This window comes from Rhodococcus jostii NBRC 16295 (genome assembly GCF_001894825.1).
Taxonomy (GTDB): domain Bacteria; phylum Actinomycetota; class Actinomycetes; order Mycobacteriales; family Mycobacteriaceae; genus Rhodococcus_F; species Rhodococcus_F jostii.
In genome coordinates, this window is sequence record NZ_BCWY01000027.1 from 18,180 (window position 1) to 45,005 (window position 26,826).

The 26,826-nt window shown below is 69.3% G+C and carries 1 protein-coding gene; it reads left to right on the forward strand.

Features of this window, described 5'->3' with window-relative positions; all coding sequences use genetic code 11:
- Positions 1-150: 150 nt before the first annotated feature.
- Positions 151-26,826, forward strand: a complete 26,676-nt coding sequence (locus tag RJ1_RS18630) for a non-ribosomal peptide synthase/polyketide synthase (RefSeq protein WP_073362406.1) — start codon at positions 151-153, stop codon at positions 26,824-26,826.

Genomic DNA, 26,826 nt, shown 5'->3' on the forward strand with positions numbered 1-26,826 from the left:
CTGTGCAACGATGAACTCTGTGTGCCCTGATGATGGCAAACGAATGATCACGGGGGCGGGGAGAAGAGTCCGCCTCTCGCATTTGCGAGTGCCGATTCGGACGCGGACACACCTTCGCCGGTCGGGGACACCCTATGGGGAGGAACCGCCGTGAAGCCCGTCGACACGCGGAAACCGGCTACACCGACCAACGATGCGGCGCCATTCCCGCTGTCCGCGGCCCAGCGAGCGACGTGGTTCGCGCAGCAACTCGACCCCGCGGTGCCGATCTCGGTAGCGCATTACGTCGAGTTGCACGGCGACCTCGACGTCGACCTGCTGCGACGGGAGACCGTCGCGACCGGTCGCGAGTTCCAGTCGCCCTACCTCCGGGTCGTCGAGGTCGACGGCCGGCCGATGCAGTACGTGGACGAGTCGATCGACATTCCGGTCACCTTCGTCGACCTTCGTGATGCGGACGACCCGATCGCCGCTGCGCACGACTGGATGGACCGGGACTACCGGACGCCACTCGATCTCGGTGCGGACCGACTGGTCGAGACCTCCGTGCTGTGCGTGGGCGAAGCACATTACCTGTGGTACAGCCGCATTCATCACGTCGCGCTCGACGGGTACGGCGCCATGACGCTGATCAACCGGATCGCGCACCGGTATTCGGCCTCCGTGGCCGGTCGCGAACCGGATCGGAGCCGGGCGGCAAGCCTGCGGGAGCTGTACGACGTCGACACCCGCTATCGCTCCTCCGATCGGTTCGCCGCGGATCGGGAGTACTGGGCGGCGCGGATCGAGGCCGCGGAGGGATCGACTCTGGCCGAGAAGACCGCGCCCGCCGTCGCCAGGAGCACGCTCGAGAGCGCCTCACTGTCCGAGGCGGCGCTCACCGGTCTTCAGAATTCCGACAGTAAGGCCACCGCCACCGCGGCCGCCACGATCATCGCCGCCTTCGCCTGCTACCTCTCGCGCGCCACGGCGAAAGACACTGTTCTCGTCCAGGTTCCGATGTCCGGTCGGACGACGTCACTGCTTCGCAATTCCGGGGGGATGACGGTCAACGTCGCGCCGCTGTCGATCTCGGTCGACGAGGGCGGCACGGTCGCGGAACTCGTGTCGCGGGTTCAGCGCGAACTGATGGGAGCGTTGCGGCATCAACGGTGCAGTCTCGACGACATCCGTCGCGACCTGCGCCCGAGCCGAGGCGCCGGGCTCGATGGGCCCATGGTCAACGTCATGCTGTTCCACCAGGAGGTTCAACTGGGCTCCCTGACCGGTGACTACCACATCGTCACGTCCGGTCCGGTGGACGATCTCCTGGTCAACGTGTACCCGAGCGGCAGTCCCGCGGGACTCTTCGTCGACTTCCGGGCGAATCCGAACCGGTACGAGGATGCGGTGCTCCGCCGGCACCACCAGGAATTCGTCGAACTCCTGCAGGAATTCATCGCAGCAGACCCACAGGCCGGGCTCGCCACCCTTCACCCGTCGACCGCACGGAAGGGGCAGCGACTCCGACGCGAGGCGCGGCAGATCGCATACTGGAAGGCACGACTCGCGGGTCTTCCCGAACTGCTGACCCTGCCGTCCGATCGGGCTCGACCCGCCGTGCGATCCCTGAGGGCGGACCGTGTCGACGTCCCGATCGGTGCCGACACCCATCGCGGAGTGGTCGCGCTGGCACGGGAACACGGCACGACCCCCTTCCACGTCCTGCACGCGGCCCTGACCGTTCTGCTGAGCCGGCTCGCCGGCACTTCGGATGTGCCGATCGGAACGCCGGCCGCGGTGGACGAGGGCCGGAACACCGTGGTGCTGCGGAGCCGCGTCCAACCGGGCATGTCCTTCACGGACCTGGTCGGACGCGTCCGGGAGGCCCACGACGAGGCATTCGAGCACCGCGAGGTGCCGTTCGAGCGAGTGGTGCGGGCCCTCGAGGTCGGTGAGTCCCCCGCCTACGCGCCGATCGTCCAGGTGCTGTTCGAACACCGCGGTGGGGCGGAGCCGTCCGGGATCGGCCGCTTCGACCTCCAGGTGACGGCGGAGGAGAACTTCGACGCCGACGACGTCCCGTCCGGCATCACGGCGACCCTCGAGTTCGCCGCCGATCTGTTCGACCACCACACGGTCCTGACGCTCGGCGAACGGTTCCGTCGAATCCTGGAGACGGCCACGATCGACCCGGGGATCGTGATCGGCGACATCGACATCCTGTCCGCACGCGAACGGGCCACCCTCGTTCCGGTCCGGGGCGTGCCGGGCAGCGCGGGGCGCACCCTGCCCGAATTGTTCGCAGCAGCAGTCGTAGTCGACCCGGACGGTGTCGCACTCTCGTACCGCGGTGTCGACGTGACGTACCGCGAGTTGGACGAGCGCTCGAACCAGTTGGCCCGCGTCCTGGCCGCACGAGGAATCGGACCGGAAGACACTGTGGCCCTGGGCCTGACGCGCTCGATCGAATCGGTGCTGTCGATGCTGGCCGTCGCGAAGGCGGGCGCAGCCTTCCTGCCGGTGGATCCGAGTTATCCGGCCGAGCGCATCGAGCACATGCTGGGCGATTCGGGATCCGTCGTGGGGGTCACGGTGTCCGACAGTCGTTCCCGGCTGCCGGACTCCGTTCCCTGGCTGGTGCTCGACGACGAGGAATTCCGCACTCTCTGTGCGGCTCAGACGGCGTCCGCCATGACCGATGCCGACCGGGCACGGCCACTCCACCTGGAGAATCCGGCCTACCTGATCTATACGTCCGGTTCGACGGGCCGGCCCAAAGGAGTCGTGGTCACCCACAGCGGCCTGGACGACTTCGCGGCCGAGCAGCACTCACGTTCCGGGGCGACGCAGGCGTCCCGGATCCTGCACTTCTCCACCCCGAGTTTCGATGCGTCCGTGTCCGAGTATCTGCACGTGTTCGCCGCCGCGGCAACCATGGTGATCGTTCCGTCCACGGTCTACGGTGGTGCCGAGTTGTTCGCGCTTCTGGAGGCGGAGCGGGTCACTCACGGGTTCGTCACCACTGCCGCGCTCGGGTCGGTGGAGCCGACAGGGCTTTCCGCCTTCCGGGACGTGGTGTGCGGCGGCGAGGCGTGCCCGCCGGAACTGGTGACCCGGTGGGCGCCCGGCCGCAGGCTGCGCAACGCGTACGGGCCGACCGAGGCCACGGTCATGTCGAACATCAGTGAACCGATGTCATCGGCGGGAGCGATCACGGTGGGGGGTCCGCTCCGCGGATTCCACGAGGTCGTCCTCGATGCGCGGTTGACACCGGTGCCGGTCGGGGTGGCCGGGGAGCTGTACATCTCGGGTGACGCCCTGGCGCGCGGGTATCACGGAAAGCCGGGGTTGACGGCGGAACGGTTCGTGGCCGATCCCTTCGGCGGTCCGGGCGAACGGATGTATCGCACCGGGGACCTGGTGCGGTGGCGCGCCGACCGCACACTCGAGTATGTGGGCCGCAGCGATTTTCAGGTGAAGGTGCGCGGTTTCCGCATCGAGCCCGGGGAGATCGACACCGTCCTCCAGTCCCATCCACACGTGCGGACCGCGGTGACGATCCCGCGGGCGGCGCCGTCGGGAGACACGCTGCTCGTGTCGTACGTCCTGCCCGCCGCCGGCCGGCGGCTCGCGACCGCCGAAGTGTTGCGCCACGTGGGCGGGCAGCTGCCGCCGCACATGGTGCCCTCCGCGATCGTGGTCCTGGACGAGATGCCGATGACCCCGGCGGGGAAGATCGATCGGCGGGCGTTACCTGCGCCCGAATTCCTCTCGACGGCAGACGAGTTCCGTGCCCCGTCGAATCCGGTGCAGCGCGCGGTGGCGCGGGTGTATGCCGATGTTCTGGGGGTGGAGCGAATCGGTCTCGGCGACAGCTTCTTCGACCTCGGCGGGAACTCGCTGGCTGCGACCAGGGTGGTCGCGCGTGTCAATGCCGCGCTCGGCGTCGCTCTCACGGTGCGCACCCTGTTCGAGGTGCCGACGGTGGAGGCGCTGGCGGAGTGGGTCGCGCGCGCCGACGCCAGGGGAGCCGACCGCCCGAATCTCGTGGCGCAGGAGCGCCCGGAACGAATTCCGCTGTCGCTCGCGCAGCAGCGGCTGTGGTTCATCAACCAGTTCGACACCTCCTCGCCGGCCTACAACATTCCGATGGTCGTCCGCCTGTCCGGGACGCTCGACATCGAGGCGCTCCGGGCGGCGGTGGGGGACGTCCTCGAACGACACGAATCGCTGCGCACCGTGTACCCGGCATCGACCGACGGACCGCATCAGGTGATCGTGCCGCCGGAACAGGTGATTCCGGACCTGGCGCCGAGGACAGTCGGGGGCGAGGAGGCGTTGCACGCGCAGATCACCGCGCTGACCGCCCGGGGCTTCGACGTGAGCGCAGAGGTGCCTCTGCGTGGTGCCGTGCTGCGGACCGGCCCCGACGAGCACGTTCTCATGCTGGTGGTGCACCACATTTCGGCGGACGGGGCGTCGCTGGCACCGCTCGCCCACGACCTGACGGTGGCGTATGCGGCGCGGGTACGGGCACAGGCACCGGACTGGCTGCCACTGCCGGTGCAGTACGCCGACTACAGCCTGTGGCAGCGGGCAGTCCTCGGCAGTGACCGGGATCCCGCCAGCATCATGTCGGCGCAGTTGGTGTTCTGGAAGACGGCGTTGTCCGGGCTCCCCGACGTGATGGACCTTCCCCTGGATCAGCCGAGACCTGCCGAGCGATCACTGCGGGGCGGGACGGTCCCGTTCTCCGTGCCTGCGGACGTCCATCGGGACCTTCTCCTGCTCGCGCGTCGCCACGACGCGACGATGTTCATGGTGATGCACGCCGCGCTGGCCGTGTTGGCGGCCAGGTTGAGCGCGTCCACGGACATCGCGATCGGAACGCCGATCGCCGGGCGCGGTGAGGAGGCCCTCGACGATCTGGTGGGGATGCTCGTCAACACGCTGGTACTGCGGACCACCGTGGAGCCCGCCGCGACGTTCGCCCAGGTGCTGTCCCGCGCGCGGGAGGCAGACCTCGCCGCGTTCGGTCATACGGAAGTGCCCTTCGAGAGCGTCGTGGACGCCGTCGCACCGAGTCGTTCGAGCGCGTACTCCCCGTTGTTCCAGGTCATGTTGGAGTTCCAGAACACAGTTCCGGCCCAGGTGGAGTTGCCGGGTCTGACCGTCGAGACCGTCGAGGTCGACACCGCTGTCTGCAAATTCGATCTGCAAGTGACGCTGGCGGAACACTACGACGAGTCGGGGACCGCAGCCGGCATCTCGGGCGGGTTCACCTTCGCGTCGGATGTGTTCGACCGGGCGACGGTGGTGGGGTTCGGCCAGCGGTTCGTCCGGATTCTGGAGGCGGTTGCGGGGGAGGTGGGGTCTGCGGTCGGGGATGTGGAGGTGTTGGGTCCGGGTGAGCGGTCGTTGGTGGTCGAGGCGTGGAATGCGACGGGGCGTGGGGTGCCGCGGGCGACGTTGGTGGAGTTGTTCGATGCGCAGGTGGTGCGTACTCCGGATGCGCCGGCGGTGGTGTTCGAGGGTGTGGTGTTGTCGTATGGGGAGTTCGATGTTCGGGTGAATCGGTTGGCGCGGTTTCTGATCGGTGCGGGGGTGGGTCCGGAGTCGTTGGTGGGTGTCGCGGTGCGGCGTTCTCTGGATTTGTTGGTGGGGATGTATGCGGTGGTGAAGGCGGGTGGGGCGTATGTGCCGATCGACCCGGATCAGCCTGCCGAGCGGGTGGGGTATGTGGTGGCGACGGCGGATCCGGTGTTGGTTCTGACCACGTCGGGGGATCGGGTGGCACTGCCCGCGGACGTGGCGGTCGTCGAACTCGACGGGCTCGATGTGTCGGGGTTCTCGGGGGAGTCGGTGCGGGATGGGGAGCGGTTGGGGCGGCTGCGTGTGGAGAATTCGGCGTATGTGATGTTCACGTCCGGTTCGACGGGGCGGCCGAAGGGGGTTGCGGTGCCGCATGTGGGCATCGTGAATCGGTTGGTGTGGATGCAGGGGGAGTATGGGCTCGGCTCCGTTGATGTGGTGTTGCAGAAGACGCCGGTGGCGTTCGATGTGTCGGTGTGGGAGTTGTTCTGGCCGTTGCAGGTGGGTGCGCGGTTGGTGATTGCGCGGCCGGACGGGCACCGCGACCCGAGGTATCTGGCAGACACCATCGTCGAGTACGCGGTGACGGCAGTGCATTTCGTGCCGTCGATGCTGGCGGTGTTCACCGCCGAGCCGGCGGCGGCGGAGTGCACGAGCCTGCGGTGGGTGTTCGCCTCGGGCGAGGCGTTACCCGCGCCGACGGCGGCGAGGATGCGGGCGCTGGTGCCCGGTGCCCGGGTGCACAACCTGTACGGCCCGACCGAGGCGTCGGTGGACGTGACCTTCCACGAGGTCACCGATGCGGACGTGACGAGTGTGCCGATCGGTGCGCCGGTGTGGAATACGCAGGCGTTGGTGCTGGACGCGCGGTTGCGGCCGGTGCCGGTGGGGGTGGCGGGGGAGTTGTACCTCGGCGGTGTGCAGTTGGCCCGGGGTTATCAGGGCCGGCCGGATCTGACGGCGGAGCGGTTCGTGGCGAATCCGTTCGGTGCCGGGCGTTTGTATCGGACCGGGGATCGGGTGCGGTGGTTGCCGGGTGGGCAGCTGGAGTATCTGGGGCGTACCGATTTTCAGGTGAAGCTGCGGGGTCAGCGGATCGAGTTGGGGGAGATCGAGGCGGTGCTGTCGCGCCGTGAGGACATCGCGCAGGCGGTGGTGGTGCTGCGCGGTGACGGGGCCACGGGTGACTATCTTGCCGCGTATGCGGTGCCGGTGGGCGGTGCGGTGGTCGACGAGCGGGCGGTGCTCGCCACTGCGGCGGCGTCGCTTCCCGGTTTCATGGTGCCGGCCACGGTGACGGTGCTGCGGGAACTGCCGGTGAACGCGAACGGCAAACTCGACCGAAAAGCACTGCCCGAGCCAGACTTCGGAGCGGCTGCAGTCGGATTCGTTGCACCCCGCACTCCGATCGAACAGATCGTCGCCGCCGTGTGCGCCGACCTGCTCGGGCTCCCACGGGTGGGCGCCGCCGACAACTTCTTCGCCCTCGGCGGCAACTCCCTGATCGCCACCCGGTTGGTGGCACGGATCAATGCTGCGGTCGGCGACCGGATCGGTCTGCGCGACGTGTTCGACGCCCCCACGGTGGCGGGCCTGGCAGCGCGAGCCGAGTCACAGGAAGGGCGGGAATCGCGTCCGCCGCTGAAGCCGCGGGAAGGCACCGCGGAAGTCCCGGTGTCGCCAGCCCAGCAGCGGATGTGGTTCGTCAACCAGTTCGACACCTCGTCGTCCGCCTACAACGTGGCGTTCGTGTTGCGGCTCGAGGGACGGCTCGACGTGCGTGCGCTCCAGGCGGCAGTGGCCGACGTCATCGAACGACACGAGGCCGTGCGCACTGTCTTCCCGCTCACCGAGGACGGACCGCGCCAGGTGATCCTGCCTGCGACGCGCGCGGTGCCGGACCTCCATCCGATCGACGTGTCGGGGGAAGCCGAACTCCGAGAACGTTCTCTGCGTGTGCTGTCCGAAGGTTTCGACGTGACGGAGCAGGTCCCGTTGCGCGCGAAGCTGTTCACTCTCGACGAGGACGTGCACGTGCTCGCGGTGGTGGTGCATCACATCGCGGCCGACGGTTTCTCGATGGCGCCGCTGGCCAGGGACGTCATGACCGCGTATGGGTCGAGGGCGAACGGGAACGCACCGGACTGGGCACCCCTCCCGGTGCAGTACGGCGACTACGCGCTGTGGCAGCGGGAGTGGCTGGGCTCGGAATCCGACGACGAGTCGACCGTGTCGAGGCAGCTGGCCTACTGGACCGTCACGCTGTCGGACCTGCCCGACGTGCTGGAACTCCCCGCCGACCGTTCCCGCCCCGCGGTCCGAACTCTTCGCGGCGGCCGCGTCGACTTCGTGATCGACCCGGAGATTCATGCCGGTGTGGTGAGGATGGCCCGGCAACACAATTCGACGGTGTTCATGACCGTGCACGCCGCGCTGGCGATCATGCTGGCACGACTGAGCGGCTCCGACGACATCGCCGTCGGAACGCCGATCGCCGGTCGCGGTGAGCGCGAACTCGACGACGTGGTGGGCATGTTCGTGAACACCCTCGTCCTGCGGACCCGCGTCGACGGCGGCGCCACGTTCTCGGAATTCCTCGGCAGCGTTCGGGAAGCCGACCTGGGCGCCTTCACCCACGCGGAAGTCCCGTTCGAACGGGTGGTGGAGGTCCTGAGTCCGTCCCGGTCGACGGCGCATTCACCGCTCTTCCAGGTGATGCTGGAGTTCCAGGACATCGAGCGCCCCACGCTGGAACTGCCGGATCTGCGGGTTCGGCGCGTCGACGTGGACATCGACACGACCAACTTCGACCTGCAGTTGACGGTGTCCGAGAACACGGACGTCGACGGCAACCCGGCGGGAATCACCGCGGCACTCGGCTACGCGACCGACCTCTTCGACGAGGAGACCGCCGCCGGGTTCGCGACACGACTCCAGCGCATCCTCGCGGCGGTCACCGCCGACCCCGGCGCGAGCGTGGGAGACATCGACCTGCTCGGCGCCCGGGAGCGCGCCGAACTGGTGCCGGTGCCGGGTGGGGCCGCGGTCGGACCGCGGACACTGCCGGACCTGCTGGCGGACGCAGCCGCGAGGAATCCGGATGCCGTCGCAGTGGTCTCCGAGGGACGCGAGGTGCGCTACGGCGAGCTCGACAGGCGCTCGAATCAGCTGGCTCACATGTTGATCGAGCGCGGCATCGGACCGGAGAGCGTGGTCGCACTGTGTGTGCCGCGGTCGATGGAGTCCGTGCTGGCTGTGTGGGGCGTGGCGAAGTCGGGGGCCGCCTTCCTCCCGGTGGATCCGCATCATCCCGCTGCCCGGATCGAGTACATGCTCACCGACTCCGATGCCGTGTCGGGTGTGACGACGTCGGCCGCGTGTGCCGCACTCCCCGAGGTGGTGCCGTGGCTGGTCCTCGACCAACCCGAAGTCGACGACCGGCTGTCGGCGTACCCGACGTCGCCGGTGACCGACGACGAGCGGATTTCGCCCGTACGGGTCGACAATCCGGCGTACCTGATCTACACCTCGGGGTCGACCGGCAGGCCCAAAGGTGTGGTGACCACGCATCGTGGGCTGTCGAACTTCGTGACGCAGGAACGGGAGACGTTCGGGACGACGGCCGACTCGAGGACACTGCACTTCGCGTCGCCGAGCTTCGATGCCTCCGTCCTCGAACTGCTGCTCGCGATCGGCGCGGCGGCCACGATGGTGCTCGCACCGCCGTCCGTCTACGGCGGTGCCGAATTGGCGGACCTGCTGGCGGCCGAGCGGATCACGCATTGCTTCGTCACCCCGGTGGCGCTGGCGTCGGTCGACCCCACCGGACTCACCGGCCTCGAGTGCGTCGTCACGGGCGGGGAGGCGTGTTCCCCCGATCTTATCGCGCGATGGGCGCCCGGCCGGCGAATGTTCAACGCGTACGGGCCGACCGAGGCGACGGTCGTGGCGAGTGTCAGCGCGGCACTGGTCCCGGCGGCTCCGGTCACCATCGGCAGGCCCACGCTCGGTTTCGCGGAGGTCGTGCTGGACTCGCGACTGCAGCCGGTGCCGGCGGGGGTCGCGGGCGAGTTGTACCTGGCAGGTCCCGCCCTCGCGCGCGGGTACCACCGGCGATTCCCGCTGACGGCCGAGCGGTTCGTCGCGGATCCCTTCGGGCCGGCCGGAAGCCGGATGTATCGCACCGGCGATCGGGCGCGCTGGATGCCCGACGGGCAGTTGGAGTACCTCGGGCGCACCGACTCCCAGGTGAAGATCCGGGGCTTCCGGATCGAACTCGGTGAGGTCGAGTCGGCTCTGCTCACGCACGACGACGTGGCGCAGGCCGTGGCGAGTGTGTGGAACGAGGACGGCGGCGGGGATCGGCTGATCGGCTACCTGGTGCCCGAACCCGGCGCGGCGGTCGATTCGAGGACTGTCCTCGACTTCGTCGGCGGCCGGCTGGCGTCGTACATGGTGCCTGCGGCGCTGGTGGTCCTCGACGCGCTGCCCATGACCGTTCACGGAAAGCTGCACCGCGCAGCGCTTCCCGCGCCCGACTTCGCGGCCGCCCTGCCGGAGACCCGGCCGCCGCGAACCGAGACCGAGGCACTGCTCGCCCGACTGTTCGCCGACGTGCTCGGACTGGATGCGGTGGGTGCGACCGCTGACTTCTTCACCCTCGGCGGTGACAGCATCATGTCGATCCAGCTGGTGGCCCGGGCGAAGGCTGCCGGTGTGATTCTCTCTCCCCGAGACGTATTCGACCACCGGACGGTCGCCGGACTCGCCGAGGCGGCGCGGTTCGACGACGGCACGATCGCTCTCGACGAGTTGCCGGGTGGTGGCGTCGGACCGCTGCCGCTGACGCCCGTGGCGCGCTGGCTGGTCGAGCGGAGCGGCGGTCGGCTCGACCGGTTCTCTCAGGCACTGTTGCTGGCAGCCCCCGCCGGACTCACCCACGAGGTTCTCCTCGGAGCCGTCGAGGCGGTGCTGGATCGGCACGACATGCTCCGCGCGCGCCTGGCCGCGGACCGCGACGGGCACTGGGGCCTGGACGTGCTGCCGACGGCCTCGGTGCCGGCGGAAGTACTGGTCCGGCGGGTGCCCGTCGACACGGTCGACGGAGACGGCTTCGCCGCGCTCGCGGCCACCGAACTCGACGCCGCCGCCGACCATCTGGATCCGGCAGCCGGTCGCGTGGTGCACGTGGTCTGGTTCGACGTCCCGGGCGACGTCGGGCGACTGCTCGTGGTGGTGCATCACCTCGTGGTCGACGGCGTCTCGTGGCGCATTCTCGTCGCGGATCTCGCGTCGGCGTGCAGTCGGCTCGCGGCCGGAACGGCTCCCGCTCTGCCGGCGGTCGGAACGTCGATGCGGCGGTGGGCGCACGGCGTGGCCGACGCGGTGCAGGACCGGACGAGCGAACTCGCACTGTGGGAGACAGTCCTCGACGGTCCCGATCCGCTGATCGGCTCGCGTCCACTCGATCCCGCGGTCGACGTCGACGCGACCGTCGGGACCGTCACCGTCGATGTGTCGGCGGAGGTCACCGGGGCCCTGCTCACCACACTGCCGGAAGCGTTCCACGGACGCGTGGGAGACGGATTGCTCACCGCGGTGGCCCTGGCCCTGATCGCCTGGCGACGAGAACAGGGCGTCTCCGTGTCGGACGCCGTGGTCACCCTCGAGGGACATGGCCGCGAGGAGCAGGTCGTCGCCGGTGCGGATCTCTCCCGCACCGTCGGCTGGTTCACCACGCTGTATCCGGTGCGGATGGATCTTACGGGAGTCGACGTCGACGACGCCTTGGCCGGGGGCCGCGCGGCAGGTCAGGCTGTGAAAGCCGTCAAGGAGCAGTTGCTCGCGATCCCGGATCACGGAATCGGCTTCGGAATGCTGCGCTACCTGGACGACCAGACCTCGGCGTCGCTGCGCCGATTCCGCAGCCCGCAGGTGAGTTTCAACTATCTGGGCCGGGTCACCACCACCGGGGGAACGGACGATTGGCACCCGGTGCAGGGCAGCGGTCAGCTCGGTGGAACCCGGAATCCGGACATGCCGGTCGCGTCGGCGATCGACATCAACGCCGTCGTCGACGACAGTCCCGAAGGCCCCCGTCTGAGGGCCTCCTTCACCTTCCCTCGCGGGGTTCTCCACGACGCCGAGGTCGCGTCGTTCGCGGCCGTGTGGCGCCGCGCCCTCGGTGCACTCGCCACGCATACGTCCCTGCCGGAAGCCGGTGGGCTGACGCCGTCCGATATTCCGCTGATGCCGGCGAGCCAGCAGCAGATCGAGCGGTGGGAGGAGCGGTTCCCGGCCCTGCAGGACGTGTGGTCGCTGTCGCCGCTGCAGTCGGGGTTGCTGTTCCACGCTTCGCTCGCCGCGGAGTCGATGGACGTCTACACGGCGCAACTGCGCATCGACCTCGAGGGCGCGGTCGACGCCCCGCGGCTGCGCGCCGCCGCGGCCGGCCTACTGGCCCGGCACCCCAACCTGCGGACCGCGTTCGTCTACGACGACGGTGTGCCCGCTCAGTTGGTGGTCGACACAGTGGAGGTGCCGTGGCGAGAGGTGGACCTCACGATCGACAGGCCGGCCACCGAGACGGAACTCGGGCGGCTCCTCGACGAAGACCGCAGCGCCCGATTCGACCTCGCCCGGCCGCCCCTGCTCCGGCTGACGTTGTTCCGCACCGCAGCAGAACATTTCGTCCTGTCGATCACGAATCATCACATCATCCTCGACGGGTGGTCGATGCCGTTGCTGGTGCGGGAGTTGCTCCTGCGTTATGCCGCCGACGGCGAACCGGCCGATCTGCCGGAGCCGCCCGTCTACCGCACCTACCTCGAATGGGTGGCGCTGCAGGACACGGACGCGTCGGTCCGGGCCTGGGAACGGGCGCTGGACGGCGTCGAGGAGCCGACGCTGGTCGCGCCGCAGGCGTCCGCGGCGCTCCACGGGGTACCCCATAACATCGACGTGGCGCTGCCCGCCCCCGTGCTCGACGCGCTCGCCGTGATGGCGGACCGCACCGGCGTCACCCTCAACACGGTGATCCAGGCGGCGTGGGGGGTGCTGTTGTCCCGGTTGCTCTCCCGCGACGACGTGGTCTTCGGGGCCACCGTCTCGGGACGTCCGCCGGAACTCGCCGGCGTCGAGAACATGCTGGGGCTGTTCATCAACACCCTGCCGGTGCGGGTGCGGGTCGACCCGGACGAGTCGTTCGCTGGGCTGCTCGTCCGACTGCAGCACGAGCAGGCGTCACTGCTCGACCACCATCACCTCGGGCTCGGTGAGATCCAGTCGGGGGTCGGTGTGGGCAACCTGTTCGACACGCTGTCCGTGTTCGAGTCGTACCCCATCGACTCGACCGGGTTGGACGAGAACACCGACATCCTTGGGATGCGGGTGACCGGACTCGACGCCCGCGACGCCACGCACTATCCGCTCACGCTGCTGTCGATCCTCGAACCACGACTGCGGCTGAGCCTGCGCTACCAGCCGGGGGTCTTCGACCGGGGCGCTGTCACCGCATTCGCCGACCGCCTCGTCCGGATTCTGGAGGCGGTGGCGGGGGAGGTGGACATCGCGGTCGGGGATGTGGAGGTGTTGGGTCCGGGTGAGCGGTCGTTGGTGGTCGAGGCGTGGAATGCGACGGGGCGTGGGGTGCCGCGGGCGACGTTGGTGGAGTTGTTCGATGCGCAGGTGGTGCGTACTCCGGATGCGCCGGCGGTGGTGTTCGAGGGTGTGGTGTTGTCGTATGGGGAGTTCGATGTTCGGGTGAATCGGTTGGCGCGGTTTCTGATCGGTGCGGGGGTGGGTCCGGAGTCGTTGGTGGGTGTCGCGGTGCGGCGTTCTCTGGATTTGTTGGTGGGGATGTATGCGGTGGTGAAGGCGGGTGGGGCGTATGTGCCGATCGACCCGGATCAGCCTGCCGAGCGGGTGGGGTATGTGGTGGCGACGGCGGATCCGGTGTTGGTTCTGACCACGTCGGGGGATCGGGTGGCACTGCCCGCGGACGTGGCGGTCGTCGAACTCGACGGGCTCGATGTGTCGGGGTTCTCGGGGGAGCCGGTGCGGGATGGGGAGCGGTTGGGGCGGCTGCGTGTGGAGAATTCGGCGTATGTGATGTTCACGTCGGGTTCGACGGGGCGGCCGAAGGGTGTTGCGGTGCCGCATGCGGGCATCGTGAATCGGTTGGTGTGGATGCAGGGGGAGTATGGGCTCGGCTCCGTTGATGTGGTGTTGCAGAAGACGCCGGTGGCGTTCGATGTGTCGGTGTGGGAGTTGTTCTGGCCGTTGCAGGTGGGTGCGCGGTTGGTGATTGCGCGGCCGGACGGGCACCGCGACCCCGGATATCTCGAGCAGGTGATCCGCGAGGAGTCGGTCACCACCGTGCATTTCGTGCCGTCGATGCTCGAAGTGTTTCTGACCGGGGCGACCATGGCGGGATGCGGTTCGCTGCGCCGGGTGTTCGCCAGCGGTGAGGCGCTGCCGCCGGCAACGGTCGCGCGGCTGCACCGGGCCGGTGGTGCGGAGTTGCACAACCTGTACGGGCCGACCGAGGCGTCGGTGGACGTGACCTTCTACGAGACCGGGCCGGACGACGGCGGCGCGGACAGGACCAGTGTGCCGATCGGTGCGCCGGTGTGGAACACGCAGGCGTTGGTGCTGGACGCGCGGTTGCGGCCGGTGCCGGTGGGGGTGGCGGGGGAGTTGTACCTCGGCGGTGTGCAGTTGGCCCGGGGTTATCAGGGCCGGCCGGATCTGACGGCGGAGCGGTTCGTGGCGAATCCGTTCGGTGCCGGGCGTTTGTATCGGACCGGGGATCGGGTGCGGTGGTTGCCGGGTGGGCAGCTGGAGTATCTGGGGCGTACCGATTTTCAGGTGAAGCTGCGGGGTCAGCGGATCGAGTTGGGGGAGATCGAGGCGGTGCTGTCGCGCCGTGAGGATGTGGCGCAGGCGGTGGTGGTGCTGCGCGGTGACGGGGCCACGGGTGACTATCTTGCCGGGTATGTGGTGCCGGTGGGCGGTGCGGTCGTCTATGAGCGGGCGGTGCTCGCGACTGCGGCGGCGTCGCTTCCCGGTTTCATGGTGCCGGCCACGGTGACGGTGCTGCGGGAACTGCCGGTGAACGCGAACGGCAAACTCGACCGGAAACGGCTCCCGAAACCTGACTTCGGCACCACCACGGTCGGATACCGTGCTCCGGCCACTCCCGCGGAGGAAGCGGTCGCGACGGCCTTCGCCGCCGTCCTCGGTGTCGATCGCGTCGGGGCCGACGACAGCTTCTTCGCTCTCGGCGGCGACTCGCTCAGCGCCACCCGGGCGGTGGGACGCATCGATAGCGCACTGGACACGAACTTGGGTGTCGCAGCGTTGTTCGACGCACCCGTCGTGTCGGAGCTGGCCGCCCGGATCGACTCGACCGTGATGACGAGTTCCGACTCCCCGGTTCTGGAAGCGAGGTTGCGGCCCGATCGTGTTCCGCTTTCGCTTGCGCAGCAGCGTATGTGGTTCGTCAACCAGTTCGACACCTCGTCACCGGCCTACAACCTCCCGGTGGCCCTGCAGTTGGACGGTGCGCTGGACCTGGCAGCACTGCGCGCGGCGCTCGGTGACGTCCTCGAGCGGCACGAGTCGCTCCGGACCGTGTTCCCCGGCTCCCCCGACGGACCCTGCCAGGTGATCGTCGACTCGGCACTCGCCACTCCCTGCCTCGATCCGGTTCCGGTCGCCGACGCGGATCTCCGAGACACACTCGCCCAGTTCTTCGGCGCGGGATTCGATGTGGTCGAGGAACTTCCGCTGCGGGTGCGGCTGCTGAGACTCGATGCCGGGCGGCACGTCCTCGCCCTCGTCGTGCACCACATCGCGGCCGACGGCTTCTCCATGACGCCGTTGGCGCGGGACGTGATGCTCGCCTACACGGCCCGCGCGCACCAGCAGGCACCCGGCTGGGCGCCGCTGCCCGTGCAGTACGCCGACTACAGCCTGTGGCAGCGGGAGGTCCTGGGCGCCGAGGAGCAACCCGGGTCGGTGATCTCCGGTCAACTCGACTACTGGACCCGCGCGCTGGCGGGCATCCCGGAGGTGCTGCCCCTGCCCCTGGACCGGCCGCGCCCCCTGCAGCGGTCGTTCCACGGTGCCGTCGTCACCGTCGACATCGCGCCGGACGCGCATCAGGCCCTGATCGATCTTGCACGCCAGAGCAATTCGACGCTGTTCATGGCGGTGCACGCGGCATGGGCAGTGCTGCTGGAAAGGGTATCGGGATCGGACGACGTGGTGGTGGGGACGCCGATCGCGGGCCGGGGCCACGCGGCGCTCGACGACGTCGTGGGGATGTTCGTCAACACGTTGGTACTCCGCACACCGGTGGCGGCCGGATCGTCGTTCGCGGACGTGCTCACGGCGGTGCGGTCGGTGGACCTCGGTGCGTTCGAGCACGCGGACATTCCCTTCGAGCGACTGGTGGACGAACTCGCACCCGAGCGATCCACTGCGCACACCTCCCTTTTCCAGGTGTTGCTCGAGTTCCAGACCGCCACCCGAACGCACCTGGAACTGCCCGGGCTCGCCGCCCGGTCCCTCGACGTCGATCTGGACGTGGCGAAATTCGATCTCCAGCTGAGCGTGGCCGAGCGGATCGACGAGGACGGGATGCCGGCCGGGATCAGTGCCGGTTTCCGCTACGCGACCGACGTGCTCGATCGGGAGTCGGTGGCGGGTCTGGCAGAGCGCTTCGTGCGCGTGGTCGAGGCCGTCACCGCGGACCCGGCCGTGCCGGTGGGAGACATCGACATCCTGCACGAGGCGGAACGCGAACTCGTGCTCACCTCCGTGCATCGGCCGGGAGTCGATATCGCACCGATGTCGTTGGCGGACTTGTTCGATCGGGCCGTGGAAGCCCGCGGCGATGCCGTCGCGGTGCGCTGCGAAGACTCGTCGGTGACGTACCGGGAACTCGACGAGCAGGCGAACCGGCTCGCGAGACTGCTGGTGGCGCGGGGTGTGGGCCCGGAAGCGCTGGTGGCCGTGGGGATGGCACGGTCGATCGATCTCGTGGTGGCGCTGCTGGCGGTGATGAAATCGGGCGCCGGGTACCTCCCCGTGGACGTCGCGTCGCCGACCGAGCGGTTGACGTTCCTGCTGGACGATGCCCGGCCGAGTTGCGTGCTCACCACCACCGCCGACGCGCGGGCAGTCGATTTCGCCGATGTCCCGGTGATCGTCGTGGACGGCCCCGAGACCCGCGACGCGGTGCAGCGGTTCTCGTCCCGTCCGATGACCGACGAAGACCGCCGTCTTCCCCTTCACCCGGACTCGGTGGCGTACGTGATCTACACGTCGGGCTCCACCGGACGACCGAAGGGTGTGCAGGTCTCGCACCGCAACGTGGTCACCCTGCTGGCGAACACCCAGGCGCTGTTCGGGTTCGGGCCGGACGATGTGTGGACCATGTTCCATTCCGCCGCATTCGACTTCTCGGTGTGGGAGATGTGGGGTGCGCTCGCACACGGCGGCCGACTGGTTCTGGTCGACTATTTCACGGCGCGTTCACCCGAGAAGTTCCTCGAACTGCTGCGCGACGAACGTGTCACGGTCGTCAACCAGACGCCCACGGCCTTCTCCCAATTGGCCGAAGCGGATCGGCTCGCCGGCGGTCCCGGGCTGTCTCTGCGGTACGTGATCTTCGGCGGCGAGGCCCTCGAATTCGGGCAATTGGCGCGCTGGTACGCGCGCCGCGGCGACACCGTGCCGGTCCTGGTCAACATGTACGGCATCACGGAAACGACGGTGCACGTCAGCCACCTGCCGATCGACCGGGGCCTCGTGCAGGAGGAGTCCGCGTCGGTGATCGGCCGCGGCCTGCCGGGGCTTCGCGTCCACGTGCTCGACCGACGACTGCATCCGGTGCCGCCGGGCGTGGTCGGGGAGGTCTACGTCTCCGGCGCGCAGGTCTCGCGCGGCTACCTCGGCCGGCCCGCCCTCACGTCGGCACGGTTCGTGGCCGACCCCTCCGCGCCCGGGTCGCGGATGTACCGGTCCGGCGATCTGGGCAGGTGGAACGGGCACGGGCAGTTGGAATACCTCGGCCGCAACGACTTCCAGGTGCAGGTGAAGGGCTACCGGATCGAACTCGGTGAGGTGGAGTCGGCCCTGCTCGCGTGCGAGGGGGTGGCGCAGTCGGTGGTGACCGCAATCGGAGATCGGTTGGTGGCGTACGTGGTGCCGGAGACCGGTGCCGCGATCGATGCGGCAACGATCACCGACACGGCCGCGGCGCGATTGGCGTCGCACATGGTGCCGGCGGCGGTCGTGGTGCTGGGTGAATTGCCGCTGACGGGGAACGGCAAACTCGATCGGAAAGCGCTGCCCGCACCGGACTTCGGGCAGCGGGTGACGGTGAGCCGCGGTCCGGTCACCGCAGCGGAGCGCATTCTGGCCGACCTGTTCGCCGAGGTTCTGGGGCTCGACGCGGTGGGCGTCGACGACTCGTTCTTCACCCTCGGCGGGGATTCGATCATGTCCATCCAGTTGGTCACCCGCGCCAAGGCTGCCGGTGTCCTGATTTCGCCCCGGGACGTGTTCGAGCGCAGAACCGTGTCCGGGCTGGCCGAGATCGCCGGATCGGGTGACGGCACGGTGGTTCTCGAGGAACTGCCCGGCGGTGGGGTCGGGGAGATCCCGTTGACCCCGATCGTGCGGTGGATGCTCGGCCGCGGCGGCGATTTCCGCCGCTACTCGCAGTCGGCACTGTTCACGGTTCCCGCGACGCTGGACGAAGAGACCCTGGCGGCTGCCCTGCAGGCGGTGCTGGACCGGCACGACCTGCTGCGGGCTCGGCTGTATCGCACCTCGGGTACCGACGAGGGATGGTCGATGGAGGTGCCGGCCGAAGGGTCGGTGCGGGCGGCCGCGATTCTCCGCCGGGGCCGGGCGGAGGAGGTCGGCGCCGAACTCGACGCGGCCCTCGATCGGCTCGACCCGGAGTCGGGCGTGATGATGCAGGCGGTATGGCTGGACGCGGGCGAACGTCCGGGTCGTGTGCTGATCACCGTCCATCATCTGGCGATCGACGGGGTGTCCTGGCGGATCCTGATCCCGGACCTGGCGATGGCGTGCGCTCAGGTGCAGTCCGGTGCCACACCGACACCGGCGCCGGCGGGCACGTCGATGCGCCGGTGGGCACATGTACTGGTCGACGCCGCGCGCGAACCCCACCGCACCGCCGAACTGGAATTGTGGCGCGGGATGCTGAACGCACCCGACCCGTTGCTGGGGTCACGCCGGGTTGCCGCGTCGGACACCGCCGACACCACCGCGGACATCGAGGCACGAGTTCCCGCGCCGTTGACCGACATGCTCCTCACCACCCTGCCGCAGGCATTCCACGGCAGCGTCGGAGACGCATTGTCGACGGCACTGACGATGGCGCTGATCCGATGGCGGCAACGGCGGGAGATCGACCTTCCCGAGGCGCTGGTGAGTCTGGAGGGCCACGGCCGCGAGGAGCAGGTGGTGCCGGGGGCGGATCTCGCCCGCACGATCGGCTGGTTCACCACGATCTTCCCGGTGCGACTCGACCTGTTCGGGGTGGACCTCGACGACGCATTCGCCGGCGGCCCGGCCGCGGGGGCCGCGATCAAGACGGTGAAGGAGCAACTCCTCGCCGTTCCCGACCACGGCATCGGCTTCGGGCTTCTCCGGTACCTGAACAGTGAGACGGCCACGGTTCTCGAGCCGCTGCCGTCGCCGCAGGTCAGCTTCAACTATCTCGGCAGAATGGGCCGGACGGCAGCGGCGTCTTCGGACGGGTGGGTGCCGGTCGACGAGCCCGGACTGCGCGAGATCTCGACTGCGGGCATGCCCGTCGCGTCGGTCGTCGACGTCAACGCGATGACCGTCGACTCGGGCGCGGGCCCCGAACTGCACTCCACGTGGACCTATCCTCCGGGCGTCCTCACCCACGAGGACGCCCAGGAACTCGCGGGGCTGTGGATACAGGCACTCGCCGCTCTCGGCACGCACGCGGAGTCGGGCGGCGGCGGATTCACGCCCTCGGATTTCGATCTGGTCGCACTCCGGCAGGAGGCGATCGAGTCCCTCGAATACGTCTGTCCGGATCTGACCGACGTGTGGCCGCTGTCGCCGTTGCAGTCCGGCATGCTCTTCCACGCCGAACTCGCCGACGAGTCCGTCGACGCCTACCTGGTGCAGGTGAGCCTCGATCTCGTCGGCGCCGTGGATGCGCGGCGGCTGCGCCGTGCGGTCGACGCCCTGCCCGCCCGGCACGCGAACCTGCGCACCGCCTTCCTGCACGACGCCGACGGTCACGCCGTCCAGGTCGTGCGGGAACGGGTGGAGATCCCGTGGCGGGAGGTCGATCTGACCGCCCTCGATTCGGGTGCGCAGTCGTCGGAGGTCGAGCGACTGCTGGCCGAGGACCGGGTCCGGCCGTTCGACATGGCGAGCGCGCCGCTGATCCGGTTCATGCTGATCGCGACCGCGCCGAACCGGTACCGGCTTGTGTCGACCAACCATCACATCCTGCTCGACGGCTGGTCTATGCCGTTGCTGGTCAAGGAGTTGCTGACCCTCTACGCCTCCGACGCAGACCCCTCGTCGCTGCCCCGGGTGCGCGGGTATCGCGACTATCTGGCGTGGATGCAGAAGCGGGATCACCGCGCCTCCCGGGAGGTGTGGGCTCGGGTTCTCGCCGGGGTGGAGGGGCCCACATTGCTCGCCGGGGCGAGCGGAGCGACGGGGAATGTAACCGGGGCGAGCGGAGCGACGGGGAATGTAACCGGGGCGAGCGGAGCGACGGGGAATGTCATCGCGCGGGAGTGGGTGTTCGATCTGGACGAGGAGGGCACCAGCCGCCTGCGGGAGGTCGCGCGTGCGCGGGGGTTGACGCTCAACACGCTCGTTCAGGTGTCGTGGGGGATCGTCCTCGGTACGTTGACCGGCCGCGACGACGTGGTGTTCGGTGCCACCGTCTCGGGGCGGCCTCCGGAGCTGGCGGGCATCGAGACGATGATCGGCCTGTTCATCAATACTCTGCCCGTCCGGATCAGGCTGCGTCCCGCCGAAACGGTGGGTGCTCTGCTGGACCGGGTCCAGTCCGAGCAGGCGGCGTTGCTGGATCATCACTACCTGGGCCTGGCCGAAATTCCCGGCGCCGCGGGAGTATTCGATACGTTGACCGTGTTCGAGTCGTATCCGGTCGATCGCGCCGGACTGTCGACGGCCACCGATGTCGCCGGACTGCGCGTCGACGGGGTGGACGCGCGCGACGCGGCCCACTACCCGCTGAGCCTGGTGGCGTCCGTCGACGCGCGCCTGCACCTGAAGTTCGAGTACCTCCCCGACGTCTTCGATGAGGACACGGTCGCCGACATTGCCGGACGCGTGCTGGCGGTGCTCGACGCCTGCACAGTTCCGGACCAGCCGGTGGCCGCACTGTCGCTGCTGACCGACCGGGAGCGCGCCGAACTGGCGCCGGTCCGCGGCCGCCCGGGTGGGTCGACCCGCACGCTGCCGCAGATCCTCGGCGAGGCGGCGGCGCTCGACCCGCACGCGATCGCACTCTCCTACGAGGGTGACAACGTGAGCTACGGAGACCTGGACGAGCGGTCGAATCGTCTCGCCCGCGCTCTCGTCACGCGCGGTGCGGGTCCGGAGACGTTCGTGGCCATCGGGATACCGCGGTCCCTCGACTCGATGCTCGCGGTGTGGGCGGTAGCGAAGACCGGTGCGGCGTTCGTGCCGATCGACCCGAACTACCCTTCCGAGCGGATCACCCATATGCTCGGCGATTCCGGCGTCACGCTCGGAGTGACCACGACCGAACACCGAGACCGCCTCCCCGGCGCTGCGCACTGGCTGGCCCTGGACGAACCGGACTTCGCGAGCGAGTGTGCACAGCAGTCGGTGGCACCGGTGACCGACGCCGATCGAACCGGCCCGGTCACGCTCGACACCGCCGCGTACGTCGTCTACACGTCGGGCTCCACGGGCCTGCCCAAGGGTGTGGTGGTCACCCACCACGGACTGGACAACTTCGCGCTCGACCAACTCGAACGTTTCGGGGCGACAACACAATCCCGCACCCTGCATTTTTCCACGCCGAGTTTCGACGGCTCGGTGTTCGAGTACCTGCAGGCCTTCGGGGCCGGCGCGACGATGGTGATCGCGCCGCCCACCGTGTTCGGTGGTGACGAACTCGCGCGGCTACTGGCCGACCGAAAGGTCACCCACGCGTTCATCACCACCGCTGCGCTGGCGTCACTCGATCCCACCGGGCTGGTGCATCTCACCGACCTGGTGTTCGGCGGTGAGGCGTGCCCGCCCGAACTGGTCGCCCGCTGGGCGCCGGGCCGCCGGTTGTACAACGCGTACGGACCGACCGAGACGACGATCATGTCCAACATCAGCGAACCGATGGTCGCCGGGGCGCCGATCACCATCGGCGGGCCCATCCGCGGCGTCACGGAACTGGTGCTGGACTCCCGGTTGCAGCCGGTTCCGGTGGGGGTTCCGGGCGAGTTGTATCTCGCGGGGCCCGGTCTGGCCCGCGGCTATCACCGCCGGCCGGGCCTCACCGCCGAGCGCTTCGTGGCCGACCCCTTCCGTCCCGGCGAGCGGATGTATCGCACCGGCGACATCGTGCGCTGGACGGCCGGCCACAGCATCGAGTACGTGGGCCGCACCGACTTCCAGGTCAAGATACGGGGTTTCCGCATCGAACTCGGCGAGATCGACGCCGCGCTCATGTCGGAGCCGAACGTCCGGTTCGCGGCCACGATCACGCACCGTGGTCCCACGGGCGACGTCCAGTTGGCGTCCTATGTCGTGGCGGCGTCGGGTCGCGCCCTCGACACCGCCGACCTCACCCGGCATCTGGCCGACCGCCTGCCGCCCCACATGGTGCCCTCCTCGATCACGCTGCTGGAACGCATCCCCCTGACGGCGGTCGGCAAACTCGACCGCGCGGCACTGCCCGAGCCCGACGTGCATTCCGGGACAGGGGAGTACCGGCCGCCGGTCGGGCTGATCGAGGAAGCGGTGGCCGACGTGTTCGCGGAGGTGCTGGGCCGGGAGCGGGTCGGTGCCGACGCCGGTTTCTTCGAGATCGGCGGCAACTCCCTGAGCGCGACCCGGGTGATGGCGCGGCTGAGGGTGTTGCTCGGAACCGGCACCGGGGTGCGTGATCTGTTCGAGTCGCCGACGGTGACCGGGCTGGCGGCCCGGATCGAGCATGCCGCGGCCGAGCCGTCCGGACGTCCGGTGCTCGCGGCCCGCACCCGGCCCGAGGACATACCGCTGTCGTTCGCCCAGCAGCGGATGTGGTTCGTCAACCAGTTCGACACCGCCTCGGCCGCCTATAACATCCCGATCGTAGTGCGGCTCAGCGGAGAACTCGACGTGAACGCGTTGAACTCGGCGATCACCGACGTCGTCGTCCGGCACGAGTCGCTGCGAACGGTGTTCCCGGTCCGCGGTGCCGGGCCGGTTCAGCAGATCCTGCCCGCCGAGGATGCGGCGCCTTCCCTCGCCGCCGTCACCGTCGGGGACGAGCACCGCCTCCGCGAGGAACTCGCCCGGCTGGTCTCGGCGGGTTTCGATGTCGCGGAGCGGCTTCCGCTGCGAGTCGGGCTGTTCGCCCTCACCGCCACCGAGCACGTCCTCGCGGTGGTGGTGCATCACATCTCGGCCGACGGATTCTCGATGGTCCCCCTCGTGCGTGACGTGATGACCGCCTACGGGGCCCGCGTCCGTGGCGGTCCGCCCGAGTGGGCGCCGCTGCCGGTGCAGTACGCCGATTACACCGTGTGGCAACGGGAAGTGCTGGGCTCGGACGACGACCCCGGGTCGCTGCTCGGGACGCAACTCGCCTACTGGAGCACGGCCCTCGCGGGGGTGCCCGATCTCCTGGAACTCCCCACCGACCGCGACCGGCCCTCCCAGCAATCGTTCCGCGGAGCGCGCATCCACTTCTCCGTCGACGGTGACCTTCACCGGCGCATCAGGGAACTGTCGCGACGCCTTCGCGCCACCGAGTTCATGACGGTGCACGCCGCGCTCGCCGTCGTGCTGGCGCGGCTCGGCAGCACCGACGACGTCGTGATCGGGACGCCGATCGCCGGCCGGGGCGAGCCCGCGCTCGACGATCTTGTCGGCATGTTCGTCGGCTCGCTCGCCCTGCGCACGCAGGTGGACGCGGCTGCGTCGTTCACCGATCTGGCGGCGCACTGCCGGGACGTGGACCTCGGTGCGTTCGGGCATGCGGATGTGCCCTTCGAGCGTGTGGTGGAGGCGGTCGGGCCGACACGATCGACGGCGTATTCGCCGATCGTCCAGGTCTCGCTGGAGTTTCAGAACAACGAGCGACCGGTCCTGACCCTGCCGGGACTGGAAGTCCGCGGAGTCGACCCCGAACTGGGCGTCGTCAAGATGGATCTCGAATTCCTCCTCGCCGAGGAGTTCGACGCGAACGGGGAGCCCTCAGGGATGACCGGCGCCGTCGACTTCGCCACCGATCTCTTCGACCCCGACACCGTCCGCGGTGTCGCCGACCGGTTCGTGCGGATCCTGGGTGCCGTCACCGAGAATCCCGACCTGCCGATCGGCGACCTCCCCCTTCTCGACGAGTCGGAGATGCGGAACCTGGTGCCGGCCCGGGGTGGACCGGACGTGCGCCCGCAGCTGTGGCCCGACCTGCTGACGGCTGCGGCCGCGCTCGATCCCGACTCCGTGGCCCTGTCGTACGAGGACCGGCGGATCAGTTACCGCGAACTCGACGAGTGGTCGAACCGGCTGGCCCGGGTCCTGCGGGGCCGTGGGGTGGGGCCGGAGACGTTCGTGGCGCTCGGGATGCCCCGCTCGATCGAGGCCGTGGTCTCGATCTGGGCGGTCACCAAGGCAGGCGCGGCCTTCGTGCCCATCGATCCCACCTACCCGCGCGAGCGTATCGACTACATGCTCACCGATTGCCGGGCCCCGCTCGGCCTCACCGTGCGAGACCGCCGGAATCATCTGCCCGACACGGTTCCGTGGCTGGTGCTGGGTGACGGCGACTTCGCCGAGCAGGTGGCAGGGGTGTCCTCGGCACCGGTCGCCGACGAGGACCGGACGAGCCGGTTGTCGCTCGCGCACCCGGCGTACCTCATCTACACGTCGGGCTCGACCGGAAAACCGAAGGGGGTGGTCGTCACCCACGGGGGCATGGCCAACTTCACCGCGGAAACGCACGAGCGGTTCGAGGTCACGCACGAGTCCCGGGTGTCGCATCTCGCGTCCCCGAGTTTCGATGCCTCGGTGTTCGAACTGATGATGGCGTTCAGCGCGTCGGCGCGGGTCGTGATCGTTCCACCCGGCATCGTCGGTGGCAGCGAGCTGGCGGACCTGTTCCGGTGCGAGCAGGTCACCCATGCGACCATCACGCCGACGGCCCTGGCGGCCCTCGACAACGACGGCCACGATTCGCTCCGTGTCCTCGATCTGGTGGGGGAGGCGTGCCCGCCGGAGGTGGTCGCGCAATGGGCTCCGGGGCGGAGCCTGCACAGCGGGTACGGGCCCACGGAGACCACCGTCCAGGCGAGTGTCAGTGCCGCCATGCGTCCCGGGGAGGGCGTGAACATCGGGTCGCCGGCGTTGGGATTTTCGTTCCTGGTCCTCGACGGGCGACTGCAGCCCGTTCCGGCCGGGGTGCCCGGCGAGCTGTACATCGCCGGGCCGGGTATGGCACGCGGGTACCACAACCGGACGTCGCTCACCTCGGAACGATTCGTGGCCTGCCCCGTCGGGGAGCCGGGACGCCGGATGTACCGGACCGGCGACGTGGTCCGGTGGCGGCAGGCGCGCGGAGCGGCGGGGAATGCCGAACGCAGCACCCTGGAGTATCTGGGCCGCAGTGACTTCCAGGTCAAGGTACGTGGTTTCCGGATCGAACTCGGGGAGATCGACGCCGTGCTCGCCCGCCATCCTGCGGTCGCCTTCGCTGCCACCGTCGGTCACACCGGCCCGTCCGGCGACACCGTGCTCGCGTCGTACGTGCGGGTACTGGACGGACAGGACGTGGACCCTGCGGAACTGCGCGCGTACGCGTCCGAGCGCCTGCCCGCGCACACGGTGCCGTCCGCGGTGGTCGTGCTCGACGAGATTCCGATGACCCCGGTGGGCAAGCTCGACCGGAAGGCGTTGCCCGCCCCGGAGTTCGGCTCGACGGCAGCGGCGTTCCGGGCGCCGGCCACGGAGACCGAGCGCATCGTCGTGGACGCGTTCGCGGAGGTGCTCGGGGTGGACCGGGTGGGCACCGCGGACAGCTTCTTCGACCTCGGCGGAAACTCCCTCCTCGCCACCCGGATCGTCAGTGCCCTGCAGGCCGCACTGGACCGGAAGGTCCCGCTGCAGTGGATGTTCCTCGACCCCACCCCGGCGGGCATCGCGCACCGTCTCGACATTCCGGCCCGCAGTGCCGACGTGGAAGAGGCACTCGCCGTGGTGATCCCGCTGCGCGCACAGGGCAGCGGCAGGCCTCTGTTCTGCGTCCATCCCGGGATCGGGCTGTCCTGGGGTTACGCCGGGCTCGTGCAGCATCTGCCTCCCGACCGGCCCGTGTACGGGCTGCAACTGCCCACGATCAGCGGTGACGGCGAATACCGGTCCATCGAGCAGTTGGCCCACCGCTACGTCGAGGAGATGAAGGCCATCGCGCCCGACGGCCCGTACGATCTGCTCGGGTGGTCGCTCGGTGGGGTGCTCGCCCACGCCATGGCCGTCGAACTGCAGTACGGCGGCGACGAGGTGGCGACGCTCGCGGTCATGGACAGCTATCCCGACGACGGCGACGACGTGCCGCCCGGCGAACTCGACCCGCGGGACCTGCTGCGCGGGCTGGGACTCGAGATCGACGAGACCGATCAGTTGAGCTACGACCAGGCGGCACGGTTGATCGACGAGTCGTTCGGGGCCGAGACCGGAGTGCGCGGGCGAGACCTCGAACGGATCGCGGTGGGATACGAGAACTCCCGGCGGATCGGGCACCAGTTCGTACCTCAGGTCTACGACGGCGACCTGCTGATCTTCCCCGCCGCGCACGACGGGGACGGCACCCGTGCGCGGTCGGCGCAGGAGTGGCGGCCCCTCGTCACCGGCCGCATCGACGAGCACGCCGTGGACTGCGGGCACAACGACATGATCGAGCCGGAGTCCCTCGCCGTCATCGGGCCGGTGCTGTCGCGCGTGCTCACCGAACGACCGTGA